The organism is Stenotrophomonas sp. YJH_SMC_127 (genome assembly GCF_059372445.1).
This window is the reverse complement of the sequence record NZ_JCAFVO010000005.1, coordinates 195,604-212,494: the sequence shown is the minus strand read 5'-3', so window position 1 is coordinate 212,494 and position 16,891 is coordinate 195,604. Positions and strand designations below refer to the sequence as shown.

Below are 16,891 nucleotides of genomic sequence, written 5' to 3'. Positions count from 1 at the left end.
GGAGCACTGAGACATGGCACAGAACTTCGTATCCGATGGGGACGTGATCCCTTGGACCAACACCACCGATCAGCCGGTTGCATCGGGTCAGCCAGTTGCCGTCGGGCACCAGCTGGGTGTCGCCCTGGTCAACGTCGCAGTCGGCGCGACCGGCAGCGTAGCCCTGGGCGGCGTGTTCACGCTGCCGAAGGTGCCGGCGGCGGTCTTCGAGCAAGGTGAAAAGCTGGTGTGGAGCGCGAGCGCCAAAGCATTCGACGGAAGCGCCGCGACCGCCGCTGCCGGCGACATCACCGGTGCGGCGTTTGCCTGGGCTGCCGGCTCTGCCGGTCAGGCGACGGCCGAGGTGCGGCTCTCGCCGGGCAACGCCACCAAGGCATAACCGAATAGGCCGGCACCGCTCACTGATGCCCGCGTGGCGTGAGCGGTGCCGGTTCTTCCACAGCGACAACGGGGAATCGCATGGGTACCACCGGCACGCCGCGCGGCGTACGCAACAACAATCCTGGCAACATCGACCGTACCAGTACGCCGTGGCAGGGTGAGGATCGGTCAGCTGCTGCCGTCGCCCGCGAGGCCCGCTTCTGCGTCTTCCTGACCCCGCAGGCGGGGTTCCGGGCCTTGGGCAAGACCCTGCTCACCTACCAGCGCAAGCATGGCCTGCGAACGGTGAAGGAGATCATCGGTCGCTGGGCGCCACCGGTGGAGAACAACACCACCGCATACGTGCAGCAAGTTGCTAACGCCGTAGGCGTGTCGCCGTCCGAAGTGATCCGGTTGGACAACCCTGTGACGCTGGGTCGTCTCGCGACCGCCATCGCCAAGCACGAGAACGGTGGCACGTACTGGAACGCCGACGTTGTCGCCGCAGGCATTGCCGAGGCGCTGAAATGATTGGGAGCGGCGTGGGGGATAGCGCACCTTGGTGGCTGGCTGCCAGCGCAGTCGCGCTATGGCTCGTCCGGGAGACGTGGGGTGCGGTTCTGGCGCGCCGAAAAGAGCGCACCGAAACCGACGCCAACGTGGATCTGCTGAACGGGCTCGTAGAGCGGGTGAAGTCGTTGGAGACGTCCCAAGCGGAGGTGGTCAAGCAGTACAACGAAGAGGTTCGCTTGCGCATGAAGGCGCAGGAGGATGCTCATCGCCTGCGGTTGCGTGTCATCTCGCTGGAGTCGGCGCTCAAGCAGTTGGGAGTGGTGGTCCCGCCTGTTGAGGAGTCTGTGGCATGACGCGGGTACTCCTAGCGCTACTGCTCGGTCTGAGCGTCTTGGTTATCTGGCAGAGGGGTTCGGTTGTTCAAGCTCACCGGGCTGCCGACATCGCCTTGGCTGCCCGGGACAGAGCCCGCAATGAGCGTGATGCCGCTGCGACGGCACTGGCCGATGCAAATGGTGTGCTTGCAGCAGAGCGCGGACGCGCTCAGGCAGCCAATGACTTGGCTGCCACATATGAGAAGGAAAAGAACGATGCACAGAAAGCCTCTGATCGTCTCGTCGCTGATCTTCGCGCTGGCAACCAGCGCCTGCACCAGCGTTGGCAAGCGTCCGTCGCCACCGCAGAGCTGTCCGAGGCCGCCGCTGCCGGCAGCCAGCCTGATGGTCGAGCCGACGACCGAATTGAAAGTGCGGGCCGAGCTATTGGCGCCGCCGCCCAGTGCGACGCCCAGGTGAGGGCGCTGCAGGCTTACGCGATGCTGTGTTCGGGAGGTGCGCGGTGAGCGAGCTGGAGTTCCTGCGTGACATGGACGCGACGATCCACGCCTCGTTAGCCCTTGCCGGCATGGCCTGCACGGCCAAGGTGACGGCGGTGAAGGACGGGACTGTCACTGAGGGTGTGAGGGTCTATGTCGATCGCGACGTAGAGACGATCGGCGAGCTGCGCCAGTTCGTCGCCGGCCGTGTCGAGGTGTCCTTTCTGCGTGTAGATGTCGAACCTGAGCAGGGCGACCGTGTAGAGGTTGGCGGTGAGGTGTTCGTGACTTCGAAGAAGCTCAGTGACGACGGCTCGCGCAGCGTCTGGCTGGTGCGCCGTGGCTGAGCGACCCGAACCCCTCTCCTGGCAGCTGGTCGAGTTCTTGCGCGGTCGAGTGCAGATGATCCAAGCCAGCGCCGGATTCCTCACCGACATAGGGGCGGGGCTGATCGTGGTCGACGATGCCGAGCTGGGTGAGGATCAGTCGGGACCAGCCACGCTCATTTCGGTCCAGCAGCTGTCGCGCACCGGCGGTGGGTCTGCCCAGGTCACCTCCGACGCCTCGGTCACGATTGAGTTTGAGGTGCCGCGAGAGAGCGGTGAGGTGAACCCTCGGCTGCTCGTGCACCGGGCCAGGTACGACCTGATTCGCGTGTTGACCTTCAACGACAAGCTGCTACCCAAGGGCATTACCACGTTTGAGTTGCTTCAAAGCCAGATGGCAACCCTGGAAGACGACGCAGGGCATTCCGCCGTCGTCGCTCAGATCACCGCGCGGGCTGGTCTGACCGAGACCTTTGAGCCCGTCCCCAACCCGTAGGAGCAGCACCACCATGGCACAGCCCAAAGTCCGCAAGTTTGCAGGCGATCTGCGTTTCTGGGAGCACGGCGCGAACGGCGCCCGCGTTCCCGTCATCCCGGAGCCGACCGACAAGTTCGGCAACCAGCCGCTGGAGCAGTCGTCGCTGACGTTCAGCTACGAAGCTGGCGACTCGGTGGAAATCAAGAGCAAGCGCCGCGACGCGCGCTATCAGCAGATCATCCACAAGGATTCCAACCCTGGTGTCACCAGTGTCTCGATCACCGCGCTGGAAGTTCCGCCGGCCATCCTGGCCCGCATGCTGTACGGCACGCTTGTGGCCACCCAGGTCGCCGCCGGCACCGCAACCGGCATTTCCGTGACCGTGGGTAGCGCGGACACGCCTGTGAAACTGCCGCACAACTTCCTTCTGGCCGACCCCGAACCGACTTTCAAGAAGGGCGCGGTCGACCTGGTAAAGGGCACGGATTACACCCTCGACTCGGCGCATGGCCTGCTGATCCCGAAATCCAGCGGCCAGCTGCAGGCGGGCGATACCGTCGTGGCGAACTACAAGTACGACGCATATCTGGAAACCGCCATCAGCGGCGGCACCACGCCGAGCAAGTCCTTCCAGATCCTGGGCGATATGCAGGACCGCATTAGCGGCGACGAGGGCCTGCTGACCATCCCGAACGTCGACCTGACCGTGGACGGCGACGTGGACTGGTTCAGCGATGAGCCGATCCAGGTAACCCTGACCGGCCCGGTGATCTTCCAGGCCGGCGAGGCCGATCTCTACACGTTCAAGATCGCAGCGCAGTCGGCGGGCTGAACGAGCTGTTGCCTTCGGCAAAAGGGAGGGCGCCCGAACGGCGCCCTCCCAGCATGAATCAGGAACGTTCAGTGGCGTCCAATCGCAACAACAACCTGCTCAAGTACTACGTCAGCGGTCGGCGGGCAAAGGGCTTCCACGGCCTCACCGACCTGGCTGGCGACGTGCTAAACCGCTACGACCTGTCGGTGCAGCGTGCCTTTGTTGGGCTGCAGCGCCGGGCCGGGCCGGCGACTGCACAGGAGGTGCGCGCCTCCTACAACATCCGGGCCTCGGCTCTGCGCGGTAAGTACCGAGTGGAGACAGGGGAGCGAGGTTACAGCACGGGCAAGCGCGGCAAGGATGATTTCCTCTCCATCTGGGCAAGCACGCGGCAGATTTCGCTGATCGAGTTCGGTGGCCGTTGGGCCGGCCGTAAGTCCAAAGGCGCGACAGCCAGCATTGGTCTGGGCGAATCAAAGTCCTACGACGGTGCCTTCATAGCCACGATCAAGGGTCGCAGAGCCATCCGGGTGCGCAGCTGGGATCGGGCGAAGCAGAAGCGCCACGGCCGTGGCCCGGTTCGCATCCTGCGTGGGCCCAGCCCGTTCGAGATGCTCTCCGGTGCTGATGGTAACAGTCGGGCCCTGGCGGCGCGCCGTCGCCTGATAGACCGTTTCCACACCACCTATCTGACTGAGTTGCGCCGTCAATGGCGCGTCAACGGAAACACCAATGGCTGATCGGCTGGAAGAAGCAATCCGCGTTGTCATCGAAACCCGGGGCCGCGAGGGTGTGGAAGAACTGCGCGCGGCGTTCGGCGATCTGGGTGACGTATCGGTCGAGACGGCTGGGAAAGCTTCCAAGCTTTTGGACTCGCTGACCGGCCTGAACGTAGCAGCTGCGAAAGCGGATGCGTACGACGGGATGCTGGCTGACCTTGCCGAGCTGGAGCAGCAGTTTGACGCCAACCAGAAAGCCGCGCTGGCCCTTAGCCTCGGCATCGGCGAGATGGAGAAGCCATCCCGTGAGGTACTGGCTACCCAGCGTGAGTTGCGCAAGGAGGGCGAGCGCCTGCAGAAGGCGCTCCATGAGCAGTGGGAAGCTGTCGCCAAGGCCGATAGCGAGCTGTCCTCGCTGGGCGTCAATACCGCCAACCTGGCCGATCACCAGCACCGTCTGCGGGTCGAGGCAGCCCGTAGTGCAGCAGCACTCAGCGAGCAGGCCCGAGCCGCAGCTGCAGAGGCTGAGGCGGGGCGTCGGCGCAAACAGCTGATCGAGGAAGGCGACGCTGCCTTCCGCAAGCAGGCCAGTACCAGCAAGGCGGCGGCAAAGGCGTTGGCCGATTACCGAGAGCGCGCTGATGACGCCGCAGCCGGCAGCGGTGACCTGGCGTCGGCCACCGAGAGCACTGTTAGCTGGTTTGGCAGGCTCAAGGCGGTAGCCGCTGGCGCGATTGCATTTGTCGGTCTGAACCGAGTGGTCGATGGCATCAAGGCCATCGTGAAGGAAGGCAGCGACGCCGAGCAGGAGCTGGCGCAGCTGGAAGCGGCCCTACACGCCACGGGACGCACCAGTGAGTTCACCGCGCAGAGCCTGGCCGCCATGCGCCAGCAGCTGCAGAGTGGGCTGTTTGACGATGGGCAGATCAGCGCCGCCCAGGTGCGCCTGCTGTCCTACACCAATATTGTAGGCGAGCAGTTCCCGGCAGCGATGCAGATCACCATCGACCAGGCCCAGCGGTTGGGCATGTCGCTGGAGCAGTCGGCCGAGGTTGTGGGCAAGGCGCTGCAGACGCCGTCTAAGGCTATGGAAAGCCTGAGCAAGCAAGGCTTCACGCTGGACGACAGCCAAAAGGCGCTTATCAAGAGCCTGGAGGCCACGGGTCAGGTCGCGCAGGCGCAGTCCATTATTCTGGACCTGCTTGCAGAGTCGTACGGCGGAGCGGCAGCAGCAGCGAAGGTGGGTACCATCGCAGGCCTGTGGAAGGCGGCCACTGATCGGTTCAAGGACTGGAAGCAGGAAGTTGCCGACCAGGGTGTGCTGACCTACTTCAAGGACCAGCTGAACACGCTTCTGACCACGCTGGATCGCCTTGCGGCCGATGGCAGCCTGTCGCGCTGGGCCAAGCAAACCGCCCAGGCCATCATCACCATGGCCGAGGCGGTAAAGGGCACGACCCAGTGGGTTGTGGACCATGCGCGCGTGATCGGTCTGATGGCCGCCGCGTACGCTCAATTCAAGATCGTCGGCGCGCTGATCCAGCTGAACGCCTGGCGTGCCTCCCTGATTGCGACTACGAACGCTCAGATCGCCAACAACGCAGCGGTTGCCAGCGGAAGCCGTGGCATCGGTCGGTTTGGTGCGCTGTTGCGTGGTCTGCCAAAGATCGTGCCCATTACCGTCGCTGTACTGGGGCTGGAAGCGGCCATGGGCGGTCTGGATGTCCTCAAGACCGTGGCTCAGGATATCTGGAAGCAGCACGACCCGGCGCTGAAGCGTGCCGGTGAAGCGCAGCGGGCCTACATCAGCCAGGTACGCGACTCCGCGCTGCAGCTGCGTCAGCAGGCGGTGTCTTTCGTCGCATACCGTGACGTGGTCATCAAGTCAGCCGAAGAGGTTGCGAAGCTGGGCGAGGCCGAGCGGCAAGCCTACGAGAAGCGGCTGTCTGGTCTGGAGCAGTACCTCACCGCGCAGGAGGGGTTCCTGCTGATGCAGCAGAAGGCCGGTGTTGCGACGGCAGAGCAGCTGCAGCAGCTGGGCCAGGTCACACAGCGGTTGCTGGAAGTCTCCACGGGCTTCGCATCCCTGAAAACAGGTGTGAAGACCGCCGCTGATGCTCTATCCAACGGCATTGGTGGCGCTGCTCAGCAGGTTGTGGCGCAGCTTGAAGGGATTGATGGCAACGCCAAGCTGGCGGCTGAGTCCATCCGTAAGATGTTCTCCGGGCTCAACTTTGCCGATACGGCCAGCCTTGCCTCGGTAGGCGAAGCGCTGGGCTTCATCGCCACGCAAGGTGCTGCGGCCCAGCAGAACGTGCGTGATGGCCTTCTCGCGACGCTGCAGCAGCTGTCGGGTGAAGAACTCGCCCGGTTCCAGGGTGCGGCGCAGGCGGCATTCAGCTCGCTGCCGCAGGGGGCAGTGAACGCTGCGGCGGTGCTGCAGACCACTCTGCTTGCCGCGATGACCAAGCTGGGCGTGGCCTCGGGCCAGCTGGGGGTCAGCTTCACCCAGGCAGGTCGGGATGCCATCGCTGCGTTCGGTGCCGTCACAGAGAACGCCATTGCGACCGGCACGCAGATTGAGGCTGCGTTCAAAGCTGCCTTGGGAAATGTGGCAACACTGGACGAGGCACGTACCTTAGGCAGCCTGCTACAGGCTGCGGGCGAGCAAGGGCGCGTCGGCTTTGACTCGGCAGCGAGGTCGGCGGCCGCCTTGAGCGCACGGATTCGCGAGATCCAGGCCGGCCTCAACCCGCTTGCCGATGAGTTCAAACGGCTTGGTATCCAGTCGCAGCAGTCTCTGGATGCGGCCCGTGACTCTGCTTGGGAAGCCTTCGAGACCATCCGGCAGGGAGCGGCCAGCGGTAAAGCATCTGTCGAGGATGTCCGTCGTGCGTTCAGGGCGTACGCCGATACCGCAAAGGCAGCTGTCGCCGATAGTGATGCCTGGCGCCGGAGCCAGGTGCAGTCCCAGCTGGACGTTCAGGGCGCGATCTACGACACCAGCGATTCGATGGAGCAGCTTGGGACAAAGGGCGCCGCTGCGATGGGTCGAGTCGAGCAGGGTGCTCAGAAGGCGACTGACGCCATGCTCGACGTTAAACGCGCATCAGATGAGGCCGCGACCGGCGTTGAACGGGTCGCTGAGGGGGCTTCTGCGGCCGGAGGCAGCTTGGCGAGCGCCTCAAATGCCGCTCAGGGTTTCTCGCTGAGCATGGGTGAGATTTCGCAGAAGACGAGAGACATGTTGAGCCAGATGAGCGGCCCGAACAGCCTTCAGCAGTTCGCCAACATCTGGAACTCGCTGTACGCACAGCGACAGGAGCTTGCCAGGTACACCGAGGAGCAAAAGCAGTTGCTCGAAGGCATGGACGAACTCGCAGGCAAGCGAAAGGAGCTGGCCGAGCGCTTTGACCTGGTCGGCGCCAGCGAGCTCGATAGCGTGGTTCAGCTTGAGAACCAAATCGAAGCGAAGCGGCTGGAAAAGGAAAGGGCCGCGAAACAGGCGGCCGAGGAGCGGCGGAAAGCTGCTGTCGCTGAGGCGGAAGCACAGGCGAAAGCCGACGCCTCCCGGATCAAGGCGGGTGAGGCGAAGGAGCAGGTTCTGGTCATTGACTGGAAGGCGCCTAGCAAGGAGATCGTTGCTGGCGCGACTGCAGCCGAGCAGCAACAGGCCGAGCGCATCGCGAACATAGTTGCGCCACTGGTGCTCCGCAAGGTTCAGCAAAGCCGATCCGTGTCTGTGCGGGGGAGGCGCTGATGACGCGCATCATTCTGGGAGGCATCGACCTTCCTGCCGATCTCCAGTGGACCGATGAGTTCACCGCCTGGCGTATCGGTCAGCAAGCGCGCACGAGCTTGACCGGTGCGTTGATCGTTCAGGAATCGGCGCGACAGGCTGGACGCCCGATCACCTTGAAAACTTCTCGTGACGGGACGGCATACGTTGGCGTGGTGGACCTTCCAACCCTCCGAGCCCTTCAGGAAAGCGAAAGCGAGGCGCGCCTGGCGCCCATCAATCTCATCATGCCCGCGCACAACGGCGGGGACCGCCCCTTCCAGGTGCGCTGGCGCCGAACCGATGGCCCGGCGATCGAGGTTGAGCCGACTCGCTTCGCAGTACCGGCACTCGATGCCGACCTCTTCTCTATCACTCTTCGCCTTATGACGGTGTAATACATGACGATCTCTGCTATCGATATCAAGCTGCGCCAGTCGCAGCGACTCACCGACAACCCCGACGGTGGTGGCCGGATGGTGCAAGCCGAGATCATCGACGGCGCCATGAACAATCTTTTCCCCGATATTGGCGATGAAGAACGCACAACGGGGCGAACGACTCTGCGCAAGCTGTTCGTGCATCTGGATACGGCTGCGCCGGACGTGCTGAAGGATGCGATCGGCGTGCTGATCGACCCGCCGAGCGACCCTCGTGTGACCGTAAGCATGTTCGCGACCGGGTCGTACAGCGATGTTCGGCTGGATGCCAAGAACCGCGTCGAGAGCTACATCACGCGCGGCACCGAGTCCAGGTTCATCCTTATGGGCAACCATTTCAGCGGTCAGATGACGATGCTGGTCTATACCACGTCAGATGCGCCCAGCCCCGACATCAATGACAACTTCAGCCTGTTGACCCTCGCCGGCTCCGGGCATGATGAGGCGGAGCAGTACGTTCGCGTGAAGACCGTTCTCTCCAGGACCACTCGCACCTTCACGGACGATCAAGGCGCATTCGAGCGCGATGTTCTCGTGATCGAGTTGATCAACCCGCTGCTGCGAAACTTCTTCGGACAGGAGGTCGTGCGCTACAGCGCGACAAAGCCGGCCACCCGCGTGTATGAGACAAATGTGGTTGACGCGACGAGCTACCACAGCGTCAAGCGCCTCTCTGCGGCTGCCAAGCCTGGCGACCTCTCTGTGGTGGTCGACACGCCGTACGTTCCGATTGTCCCCACCTCCACGGCGGAGACGCCGGTGAGCGACGTTCTGGCTGGCATGGGCACCATCAGCCATGTGCAGTCGGGGCCAGCCGGCAGCTTGAGCCAAACGTTCTCCGCGAGCTTCAATGCCGGCGTGGCGGTCAACCGCTACTTGGGCACCGGTGTGGCAGTGGGTAGCGTCAAAGTCATGGCTGGAAGCGTCGAGCTGGTAGATGACGGCAGCGGTGCCCTGGAATCGGCGGCGGTGACTCCCTGGAGCGGAAGCGTCGACTACCAATCCGGGGTGATAACGATTTCCCACGCTACGGGCGTCGGATTGACCAGCCTGAGCATCTCCGCCACTCCTGCCGGCTCAATCTCTGTGCAGGGCTACACCGACGAGATCACGGTGACCCAAAACAACCAGGGAATGGTCTGGTTGATGCAGCTGACGCCTCTGCCGGCGCCTGGGACGGTCACTGTCGACTATCGGGCTCTGGGGCGTTGGGTGAGGCTGAGCGACAACGGAAAGGGGCAGCTGGTCGGCAAGCCTGGTCAGGGCGGTGGCACGATCAACTACATGACCGGCTCGGTCGTTCTGACGGCAGGCGCTTTGCCGGACCTGAAGAGCAGCATCATTGGCGCGTGGGGCACTGCAGTTGTTGCAGAGCCTCGTACGGGCGATACGGCCATTTTGCCGCCCGCGCTGCACTTCACGTTGGGCGAGGGGACCGCAGTCCCCGGTAGTGTCCACATGAAGCTTCGCGTCGGAGGGGCTGATGTCGAGGTGACCGATAACGGCGTCGGTGGTCTGCTTGTCGGGGGACAGCTACGCGGCTCGATCGCGTATGCCACAGGTGAGGTAACGCTGCGGCCGGCGACCCTGCCGGACGCTGATAGCCAGGTCGCGGTCACATATGACTGGGGCCAGCAGCTCAATGCGGCGCCACAGCCGGTGCCGGACGGCTCCGGGATCGTCTCCTTTGTGCTGCCGCAAGGGCCTGTGCGGCCGGGCTCGGTTCTCCTTGACTGGGTGATCAGCGTGCGCCGCGATCGCGACGACATCTCGTCAGCGCCGCAGCCAATGCGCGCGATCGCCAGGGACGATGGCAATGGAAACCTGCGGGCCGTCTCGGTCGGTGATGCCAGTGCCGACACGGTGTTGGGCTCGGTGAACTATGCGACCGGGGCGGTAAGCCTGCAGGCTGGAAAGTTCATGGTCCGCCAGGTGTCCTACCCGCAGTACGAGCTTCAGTCCGGTCGGCTGAAGGTGGTGGGGTACGGCCGCTTGGATGTGCTCGCTGAGTTTTCTGCTGGCACTATCATCTCAGTCGCTTGGCTGTTGTCGGGCGACTCCTCGCAGCAAGCGCAGGAGAGCTTGCCGCTGCCCTCGATGCAGCTGCAGCTGACGCCCACCATCAGTGATAGCGTCGTTCCTGGTAGCGTGCGCTTCAGTTTCCGTGGGCGGACATACGTGGACCGCAGCGGCGGCCTGTATCACAGCATCGACCCTGCCACTGGTGCGGGTGTTTACGCCGGCACGATCGACTACACGTCCGGAGTGGTGAATCTGTCGCAGTGGGTGCCGGGCGGAAGCAACCAAGTCCAGATCCTCTCCCTGCTGACCCGCATCGCTGACCCGGGCGTTGCGTTCATCTTCTTCCGCGCGCCGGGCTCCCCTTTGCGACCGGGTATGTTCACGTTGAGGGCCAGCCGCCTCGACGGTGAGCTGCTGACTGCGACGGCTGATATCAATGGTGATATCGCCACCTCCCAGATGCGGGGCACGGTCGATTGGGAGAGCGGTGTCGTCAAGGTGCAGTTCGGCGAGCTCGTGCCCGTCGCCGGCAATGAGGGAATGCCCTGGTTCGACCCCGCATTGGTGGAAGGGGACCGCGTCTGGCGGCCGGCTCTGGTCCTGCCTGGCTCGATCTACATGGGAGCCGTGGTCTATCGGTCAATCCCCCTGTCTGAGGTGGTGATCGGCCTCTCATCTGTTCGCCTTCCCAGCGACGGTCGTGTTCCGGCGTTCAAGCCCGGGCAGACGGTCCTGATTCACCACACGGCAAAGCACAGCGTTGCGGAGCCCCAGGCGAATCAGGTGCTGAGTTTTGGCCGGACGCGTATCGCAGGGCTGGAAGTCAGGGACGCGGCTGGGAAGCCCGTGGATAGCGCCTGGTACACCGCTGACCTTGATGCAGGGAGCTTGACCTTCAGCGATCCGCTCAACCTTTCCGCATACACGCTGCCAATCGTAGTGAGCGAGCGGGTCGAGGACCGGCGTTTGGTGGTCCAGCCGCAGATCACAGGAGAAATTGAAATCAACACCGGCTTGACCCACGACTACCCAGCTGGCGAATCCCTCATCAGTACGGCGCTGCGGCTTGGCGAGGCGAATGGATCACTGGACCTGCAGGCGCGGGTCGAGAGCCTGTTCGATCAGGCCGCGTGGACCGGAGCCTGGAGCAACATTCCGATTGGCAGCCCGGCGCCTGGCACCTACAACGACACGGACTTCCCTCTCGACGTGACCAACAGCGACGCCATAACGGAAAGGTGGGCTGTTCGGTTCACCAGTTCGACGAATTTTGAAGTCATGGGGGAGACGGTGGGCGTGATCGCCACTGGGAGTACCACAACGGACCTTGCGCCCATCAACCCTCGCACCAACAAGGCGTACTTCAGCATGCGGGCTGCTGGTTGGGGTGGTGGTTGGTCGGTGAACAATGTCGTGCGATTCAATACCGTGGGCGGCTTGGCACCGGTGTGGATGGCGCGGACCACGCTACCTGGTACGCCGGCAGGCGCAACCGACTCCACCCGGCTTATGGTCGTGGGCAACGTCGCTGGAGGTGCCCAGTGACGTTGGTACCAATCGTCTACCGCAGCACTGATCCGGGAGCGCCTATCCTTAACGGCCAGGCCGGCTCATTGCTTGCCGTGCTCAACGCGATCCTGGTGACAGGGTATGGGGATGGAGCATCCGCGAAGCCTGGCGCAGGCTGGACTCGCCCCTACGCCAGTTCTTCTGTGCAGGTGTTCCGAAACAGTGCTACGACGGGCTCTGGCACCTATTTGCGAGTGCGCGACGATGCATCGGCTGCAACGTTGAACACGGGTTGTCTGGCTCAATTGTTTGCCTACAGTTCGATGTCCGACATTGACACCGGCGCGGATCAAACCCCCAGCGCTGCGCTACAGGCCCGTGGCTCATTCATTGCGAAGGCGCCGACAACAACCGCCGACGCTCGGAGCTGGATTGCCATAGCGACGGAGATTGGTTTCTACCTTTTTACGGCGTGGAGCAACTTTGGCAACGGCCTTGGCCCCTATTACTACGGCGACATTGACACGACAGTATCGGGCGATGTTTTCCCCTTCGTGATGTTCGGTTCGAACGATCTGACGTTCTACACCCCGGCTTGGAACGCCGACGTCTGCTCGTTGTTCTTTGCATCGCCTTTAGGAGTCGCGGTCGAAGGAGTGTCCAGTCGCGACAATTCGTACGTTCCCGGTGGATTTGTGGTGCGCAGCTACAGCGGCGGGCAGAATGCTCCAGGTCGGGTCGCCACTACTGGGATCGATCCGCCTGCAGGTGGGCAGAACAGGCGTTCATATGGCTCCGGGGTATACCCTGTGGGCCCAGACCGTGCCCACGGGGGATACAACTACATGCGCGCAGCAGTGCGTGAAGCGCCGTTCGCCTTGCGTGGTCACTTGCCGGGAATTCTGGTGCCGCTGCATGCCCGGCCGCACGCAGAGGGCAGCGTAGTGCCCTTCATCGAAGGAATCGGGCTCGGCCAGTGGCTGGCTGTGAACTACAACGTTGTAGAGCCCGATGTCGCCGATCGCAACGGCCAAGTGCTGTTCCGCCTGGATGCGCCCTGGCGATGATTCATGGAACCTTCTATCGCAGTTGGGGTCCCCGAGGCGGCGACGGCTTCCTCGGCGGAAACGCGCCGGAGGGCGAGGACGACGGCCGGGCGAAGATCATGAATGTGCCGAGTCGCGTGTACATCCAGGTTTATGCGATGCAGGACGCCGTGACCTTCCAGTACTTGGCATCAGTGCTGAGCGGTCCAGACGGTGTATGGCGGCTTCAGGGAATCGACCGGACAGTGAAGTACCGCGTAATCGGTACGGATGTGGCTGGGAGGGTCAATTCAGCCATCCAAGACTGGGTGGTGCCAGCAAAGATGGAGCCGTGATGCCAGGGGGCGGTGCATTCGTTCGGCTGAACCTTGGCCCGCGATTCAGTGGTGCGGGTGGGTTCACGCCACTGAATCTCGGTGTCGACTGGGATGAGAATCCTGTTGAGCCCGTAGTGCGGGGCCTGTCGCTCGCCGTCTCGATCGCTTGGAGAGATGCTGGTCGGGCGAGGTGTTCCACCAAGGTTGGCTGGGGCACGTCGAGTTCGCTCCGTTGTTCGCGCTTAGTGCCATGGGAGGGCGCGTCACGGGTGGACGGTTCCACGTCAGTTGCGTGGGGCGTCGCCCCCCGCATTGCTGGCGAGGCGGGGTTTCGTTGGCGGAACGCTGCTCTCGTTGGCGAGAGCGTTGGGTTGCCGTGGGGTGGGTTGCCGCAGGCGTCGCGATTCCTGCTGGCTGGTTGGCGAGGCAGGCTCGACGTTGCCGGGATCACGGCTCGTATCGCGTGGATGCGAGGCTTGCCTGTCCACGCGAAGCGGGGGCTGCCGTGGCAGGGAGCACCCAGCACGGCAAGCGATAGCTGGTCCGACAGCTGGAAGCACCTCGGCGTGACCAGGCGTCCTGGTCGCTTGCCTTGGGGCTCTGCGAGGCCGTTGCCTTGGGTCATCCGCCCTCCGGTAAAGCCTGACCCCGATCCAGATCCAGAGCCCGGCGTTCCGCCAGGTCATTCCGTTTCGCTGAACTTGGGTTGCTCGGTGGTGGGCGTCCCGGGTCTTGCGCCCCTCAACCTTGGAACCACCGCGTGCTACGTGGTGCGACCGCAACGCAGGACGTATGTCGTGATCAATGAAGTTTCGTTTGTACGGCTCCCTGATCGGACGCCCATCGAGGTGTCGAGGATCTCGCTCAGTGCGAGCAGGAGCGCCTGGGGGTGGACCTTCGACGTTGAGCTGGCCGACCCAACGCAACTGTCGCTGCTGAAGCCCACGGCGGGTGGCCCGCGCCAGTTTGAGGTTTCTCTCAATGGACATGTGTGGACTGGCATCATCGAGAGCTTCCAGAAGCAGCGAGAGTTTGCCGATGGGGGAGTCCGGCTCAGCGGCAGGTCGCGGACAGCGCTGCTTGCGGCGCCGTACGCGCCGGCAAGGGTCAAGGTCGCCAACGAGGACAGGAGCATGGCCCAGCTGGTGGCCGAAGAACTGGCCGATACCGGATTCACCAGCCAGTACGAGACGGTTGATTGGACGGTGCCCGCTGGTGCTTGGTTCTATGACGCCAGCACGCCCCTCGATGCGATCAGTGCACTGGCCGAGGCGAGCGGGGCGGTTGTTCAATCTCATCCGCAAGAGCTCACACTTCACGTCCGCGCGAGCTACCCAGTCAGCCCATGGCTCTGGCGCGACACTCAGCCAGCCCATGTTGTGCAAGAAGACACCGTGCTGACTGAGAGCTTGCAGATGCGGAGCGCGCCACTGTATGACGCCGTCGTGGTGACCGGCGAGATTTCTGGGAAAGGAGTCACCTGCAAGGTGCGTAAAGCTGGCGAGGCAGGGCAGCTCTACGCTCAGCAAGTGAGCAGCCCGCTGATCAGCGTAGCTGCAGCAGGCGCTGAGCGAGGACGCAACGTTCTGAGCGATCGCGGTGAGCAGGCAGCCGTGGACTTGACCGTTCCCCTCTTTCCGAAGCCACTGAAGGCGGGGGAAGTGGGGGCCATCATGCCTTTGGATCTGGTGGAGGTCGTCGCCGCTGAGGGCACATGGCACGGCCAATGCGAGTCCTTGCGCATCGATGTTGTGATCGACCAGCAGGCCGTTGTGATTGAACAGACCGCCACTATCGAGAGGCACTACACCGATGCGGACTGACCTGTGGGATCAATTCGGCGAGCTGGTGACCAGTAGCCCCCGATTGCTGGCGACAGTCACCGCCCACAACAGTGACGGAACCAGCACGCTGACCACTTATGACGGAGTGCAGATGCGGGCGTTTGGTCAGCTCCAGCTGCCCATCCCCTACAACGTGTGGGTTCGGGCTGGGCGCCTAGTTGAGGCCGCCCCCAATTTGCCCCTCATCGAAGTAACCGTCTAGTAAGACAGGGCGCCGCCCGGATGCCGGCAAGCATTCGGGCGGCGCCGCAACACAGGTGATCTCAGCACCTGGCATTGGCCGCAGCCCCGTCGCCCTCGCGAGAGCGGCGGGATTGTCGGCTTCCCCTATCGCAAATACTGAGAAACCATGCCAAAGCCAATCATTTCCTGGCCGGGCGGCAAGCGCCGCCTCCTGAAGCACCTCTATCCGCACTTCCCGACCCACGACTGCTACGTCGAGGCATTCGCCGGCGGTGCCGCGTCGTTGCTTATGCGGCCGTACCCAGCACAGATGGAGGTGCTCAACGACATCAACGGCGAGCTGGTGTCCCTGTACCGCTGCGTGCGCCACCACCTGGATGAGTTCGTGCGCATGTTCCGCTGGTCCCTGGTCTCGCGACAGATGTTCGAGTGGGCACAGATGGAGCGCCCGGAGACGCTGACCGACATCCAGCGCGCAGCGCGGTTCTACTACCTGCAAAAGCTGGCATTCGGCGGCAAGGTGCAGGGGCAATCGTTCGGTGTGGTGACGGCTGGTGGGCCGCGATTGAACCTTCTGCGCATTGAAGAGGAACTGAGCGCGGTGCATCTTCGCCTGGCAAACACCGTAATCGAGTGCCTGCCATGGCAGGAGTGCGTGCGGCGCTACGATCGCCCGGGAACACTGTTCTACCTTGATCCGCCCTACTGGGAAACCGAGGGCTATGGCGTTGAGTTCCCGTTTGCTGAGTACGAGGCGATGGCCGAGCTGATGCGCACCTCGGCTGGCCGGTTCGTGGTCTCGATCAACGACCATCCTGAGATCCGCGAGGTCTTCGCCGGCTTCGACCTGGTGCCGCTTCAGTTGGACTACACCATTGGCGGAGGGCAGGGGAGAGGAAAGAAGTTCGGGGAGCTGATCATTAAGAGCTGGGACGACAGCCAGGCCAGTTTGCTCTAGGCATCACGCAACCTGGTGGAGCAAGTCTTCGCGATTGTTGCGTGGCGTGTTGACGGCGCGACTGACCCTGTACGCCTCCATGGATGGAGGCGAGCTTGCCAGCAGCATCGCCATGGCATCGTCGGGGCTGGCGGCCATCCACTCATCGATCTGGCCGACCTGCAGCCACACCGGCATGCGGTCGTGGATGTCGGCCGAGACGCCGCTGCTGTCGCCGGTGATGATGGTGAAGGTGCCCAAGTTGCCGTCGGGCAGCAGCGGGCTGGTGTCCTCCCACAGGCCGGCGGCCAGCAGCGGCCCGGTGGCGTGGATGAACCACGGGTCCTTCTTTCCGTCCTCGGGGCTGACCGACCACTCGTAGTAGCCGGCCATGGGGATCACGCAGCGGCGCTTCTTGAAGGCCGACCGGAAGGCTGGCTTGGTGGCCACCGTCTCGATCCGGGCGTTGATGGTCGAGCCTTGCAGGCCCTTGGCCTTGGCCCAGAACGGCAGCAGGCCCCACGCCAACCGGGTGACCTGCCGGCCTTCGCCCCGGTCTAGGATTACCGATGCGCGTTGCGTGGGCGCGAGGTTGTAGCTGGGCTGGATCTCGGCCAGGCCGGGGGCAAGGTCAGCCAGCCCCGGCTGGCCGAAGTCGACAACGGGGAGCTGGACGAATCGGCCGCACATGGCCGGAGGGTAGCCCGGCCGGCCGTGCCCGGGGCGTGTAGGGACACCCCGACCCGACAGGGCGAGGTTGCCCGATGGTGCCAGTCGGCCAAGGCGGGCAT

General features: G+C 63.6%; 16 protein-coding genes. 15 read left to right on the top strand and 1 reads right to left on the bottom strand.

Annotated features, from left to right (window positions below):
* The first annotated feature begins 13 nt into the window (after positions 1-13).
* The 15 genes from AC5QAB_RS13780 to AC5QAB_RS13710 all read left to right on the top strand — a co-directional run bounded on the left by AC5QAB_RS13780 (position 14) and on the right by AC5QAB_RS13710 (position 16,121).
* Positions 14-379, top strand: a complete 366-nt coding sequence (locus tag AC5QAB_RS13780) for a DUF2190 family protein (protein WP_015994696.1) — start codon at positions 14-16, stop codon at positions 377-379.
* Between the two features lie 80 nt (positions 380-459).
* Positions 460-891, top strand: coding sequence for a virion protein (locus AC5QAB_RS13775; protein WP_015994697.1), 432 nt, complete (start codon positions 460-462; stop codon positions 889-891).
* Positions 892-1,019: 128 nt separating this feature from the next.
* Positions 1,020-1,226: a hypothetical protein gene (locus AC5QAB_RS13770; RefSeq protein ID WP_239504087.1), complete on the top strand. Its 207-nt coding sequence runs from the start codon at positions 1,020-1,022 to the stop codon at positions 1,224-1,226.
* On the top strand, positions 1,223-1,714 hold the full coding sequence (locus tag AC5QAB_RS13765; protein ID WP_015994699.1) for a lysis system spanin subunit: 492 nt from the start codon (positions 1,223-1,225) through the stop codon (positions 1,712-1,714). Before AC5QAB_RS13770 ends, AC5QAB_RS13765 begins: the two co-directional genes overlap by 4 nt.
* Positions 1,711-2,034, top strand: coding sequence for a head-tail joining protein (locus tag AC5QAB_RS13760; RefSeq protein WP_015994701.1), 324 nt, complete (start codon positions 1,711-1,713; stop codon positions 2,032-2,034). The genes AC5QAB_RS13765 and AC5QAB_RS13760 overlap by 4 nt, the downstream gene beginning before the upstream one ends.
* A 55-nt stretch (positions 2,035-2,089) precedes the next feature.
* On the top strand, positions 2,090-2,509 hold the full coding sequence (locus AC5QAB_RS13755; protein ID WP_015994702.1) for a hypothetical protein: 420 nt from the start codon (positions 2,090-2,092) through the stop codon (positions 2,507-2,509).
* A gap of 13 nt (positions 2,510-2,522) precedes the next feature.
* Positions 2,523-3,323 (top strand): phage tail tube protein, encoded by an 801-nt coding sequence (locus AC5QAB_RS13750; RefSeq protein ID WP_015994703.1) that lies wholly within the window; start codon positions 2,523-2,525, stop codon positions 3,321-3,323.
* 53 nt (positions 3,324-3,376) lie between these two features.
* Positions 3,377-4,045 carry a hypothetical protein gene (locus tag AC5QAB_RS13745; RefSeq protein ID WP_495233452.1) on the top strand — a complete coding sequence of 223 codons (669 nt, stop codon included), beginning with the start codon at positions 3,377-3,379 and terminating at the stop codon, positions 4,043-4,045.
* A complete protein-coding gene (locus tag AC5QAB_RS13740) occupies positions 4,038-7,784 on the top strand; it encodes a Laminin subunit alpha-2 (RefSeq protein ID WP_251467526.1) in 3,747 nt (1,248 codons plus the stop codon). Before AC5QAB_RS13745 ends, AC5QAB_RS13740 begins: the two co-directional genes overlap by 8 nt.
* Entirely contained in the window at positions 7,784-8,200 is a 417-nt protein-coding gene (locus AC5QAB_RS13735) for a hypothetical protein (protein ID WP_015994706.1), read from the top strand. Before AC5QAB_RS13740 ends, AC5QAB_RS13735 begins: the two co-directional genes overlap by 1 nt.
* Before the next feature lie 3 nt (positions 8,201-8,203).
* Positions 8,204-11,809, top strand: coding sequence for a hypothetical protein (locus AC5QAB_RS13730; protein ID WP_251467522.1), 3,606 nt, complete (start codon positions 8,204-8,206; stop codon positions 11,807-11,809).
* A complete protein-coding gene (locus AC5QAB_RS13725; RefSeq protein ID WP_015994708.1) occupies positions 11,806-12,840 on the top strand; it encodes a hypothetical protein in 1,035 nt (344 codons plus the stop codon). Before AC5QAB_RS13730 ends, AC5QAB_RS13725 begins: the two co-directional genes overlap by 4 nt.
* Positions 12,837-13,154 (top strand): hypothetical protein, encoded by a 318-nt coding sequence (locus tag AC5QAB_RS13720; RefSeq protein WP_164072009.1) that lies wholly within the window; start codon positions 12,837-12,839, stop codon positions 13,152-13,154. Before AC5QAB_RS13725 ends, AC5QAB_RS13720 begins: the two co-directional genes overlap by 4 nt.
* A gap of 779 nt (positions 13,155-13,933) precedes the next feature.
* On the top strand, positions 13,934-14,959 hold the full coding sequence (locus AC5QAB_RS13715; protein ID WP_495233451.1) for a hypothetical protein: 1,026 nt from the start codon (positions 13,934-13,936) through the stop codon (positions 14,957-14,959).
* A gap of 370 nt (positions 14,960-15,329) precedes the next feature.
* The gene (locus tag AC5QAB_RS13710; RefSeq protein WP_015994711.1) at positions 15,330-16,121 is read left to right on the top strand and encodes a DNA adenine methylase; all 792 of its coding nucleotides are present in this window, start codon (positions 15,330-15,332) and stop codon (positions 16,119-16,121) included.
* 3 nt (positions 16,122-16,124) lie between these two features.
* On the opposite strand, the gene AC5QAB_RS13705 is transcribed toward AC5QAB_RS13710, so the two are convergent.
* Entirely contained in the window at positions 16,125-16,790 is a 666-nt protein-coding gene (locus AC5QAB_RS13705; protein WP_015994712.1) for an SOS response-associated peptidase, read from the bottom strand.
* Positions 16,791-16,891: the final 101 nt, after the last annotated feature.

Coding starts and splice junctions, on each gene's coding strand:
- AC5QAB_RS13775 (WP_015994697.1), top strand. CDS start 460: ATGGGTACCACCGGCACGCCGCGCGGCGTACGCAACAACAATCCTGGC.
- AC5QAB_RS13750 (WP_015994703.1), top strand. CDS start 2,523: ATGGCACAGCCCAAAGTCCGCAAGTTTGCAGGCGATCTGCGTTTCTGG.
- AC5QAB_RS13705 (WP_015994712.1), bottom strand. CDS start 16,790: ATGTGCGGCCGATTCGTCCAGCTCCCCGTTGTCGACTTCGGCCAGCCG.
- AC5QAB_RS13740 (WP_251467526.1), top strand. CDS start 4,038: ATGGCTGATCGGCTGGAAGAAGCAATCCGCGTTGTCATCGAAACCCGG.
- AC5QAB_RS13765 (WP_015994699.1), top strand. CDS start 1,223: ATGACGCGGGTACTCCTAGCGCTACTGCTCGGTCTGAGCGTCTTGGTT.
- AC5QAB_RS13735 (WP_015994706.1), top strand. CDS start 7,784: ATGACGCGCATCATTCTGGGAGGCATCGACCTTCCTGCCGATCTCCAG.
- AC5QAB_RS13780 (WP_015994696.1), top strand. CDS start 14: ATGGCACAGAACTTCGTATCCGATGGGGACGTGATCCCTTGGACCAAC.
- AC5QAB_RS13730 (WP_251467522.1), top strand. CDS start 8,204: ATGACGATCTCTGCTATCGATATCAAGCTGCGCCAGTCGCAGCGACTC.
- AC5QAB_RS13755 (WP_015994702.1), top strand. CDS start 2,090: ATGATCCAAGCCAGCGCCGGATTCCTCACCGACATAGGGGCGGGGCTG.
- AC5QAB_RS13745 (WP_495233452.1), top strand. CDS start 3,377: ATGAATCAGGAACGTTCAGTGGCGTCCAATCGCAACAACAACCTGCTC.
- AC5QAB_RS13720 (WP_164072009.1), top strand. CDS start 12,837: ATGATTCATGGAACCTTCTATCGCAGTTGGGGTCCCCGAGGCGGCGAC.
- AC5QAB_RS13710 (WP_015994711.1), top strand. CDS start 15,330: ATGCCAAAGCCAATCATTTCCTGGCCGGGCGGCAAGCGCCGCCTCCTG.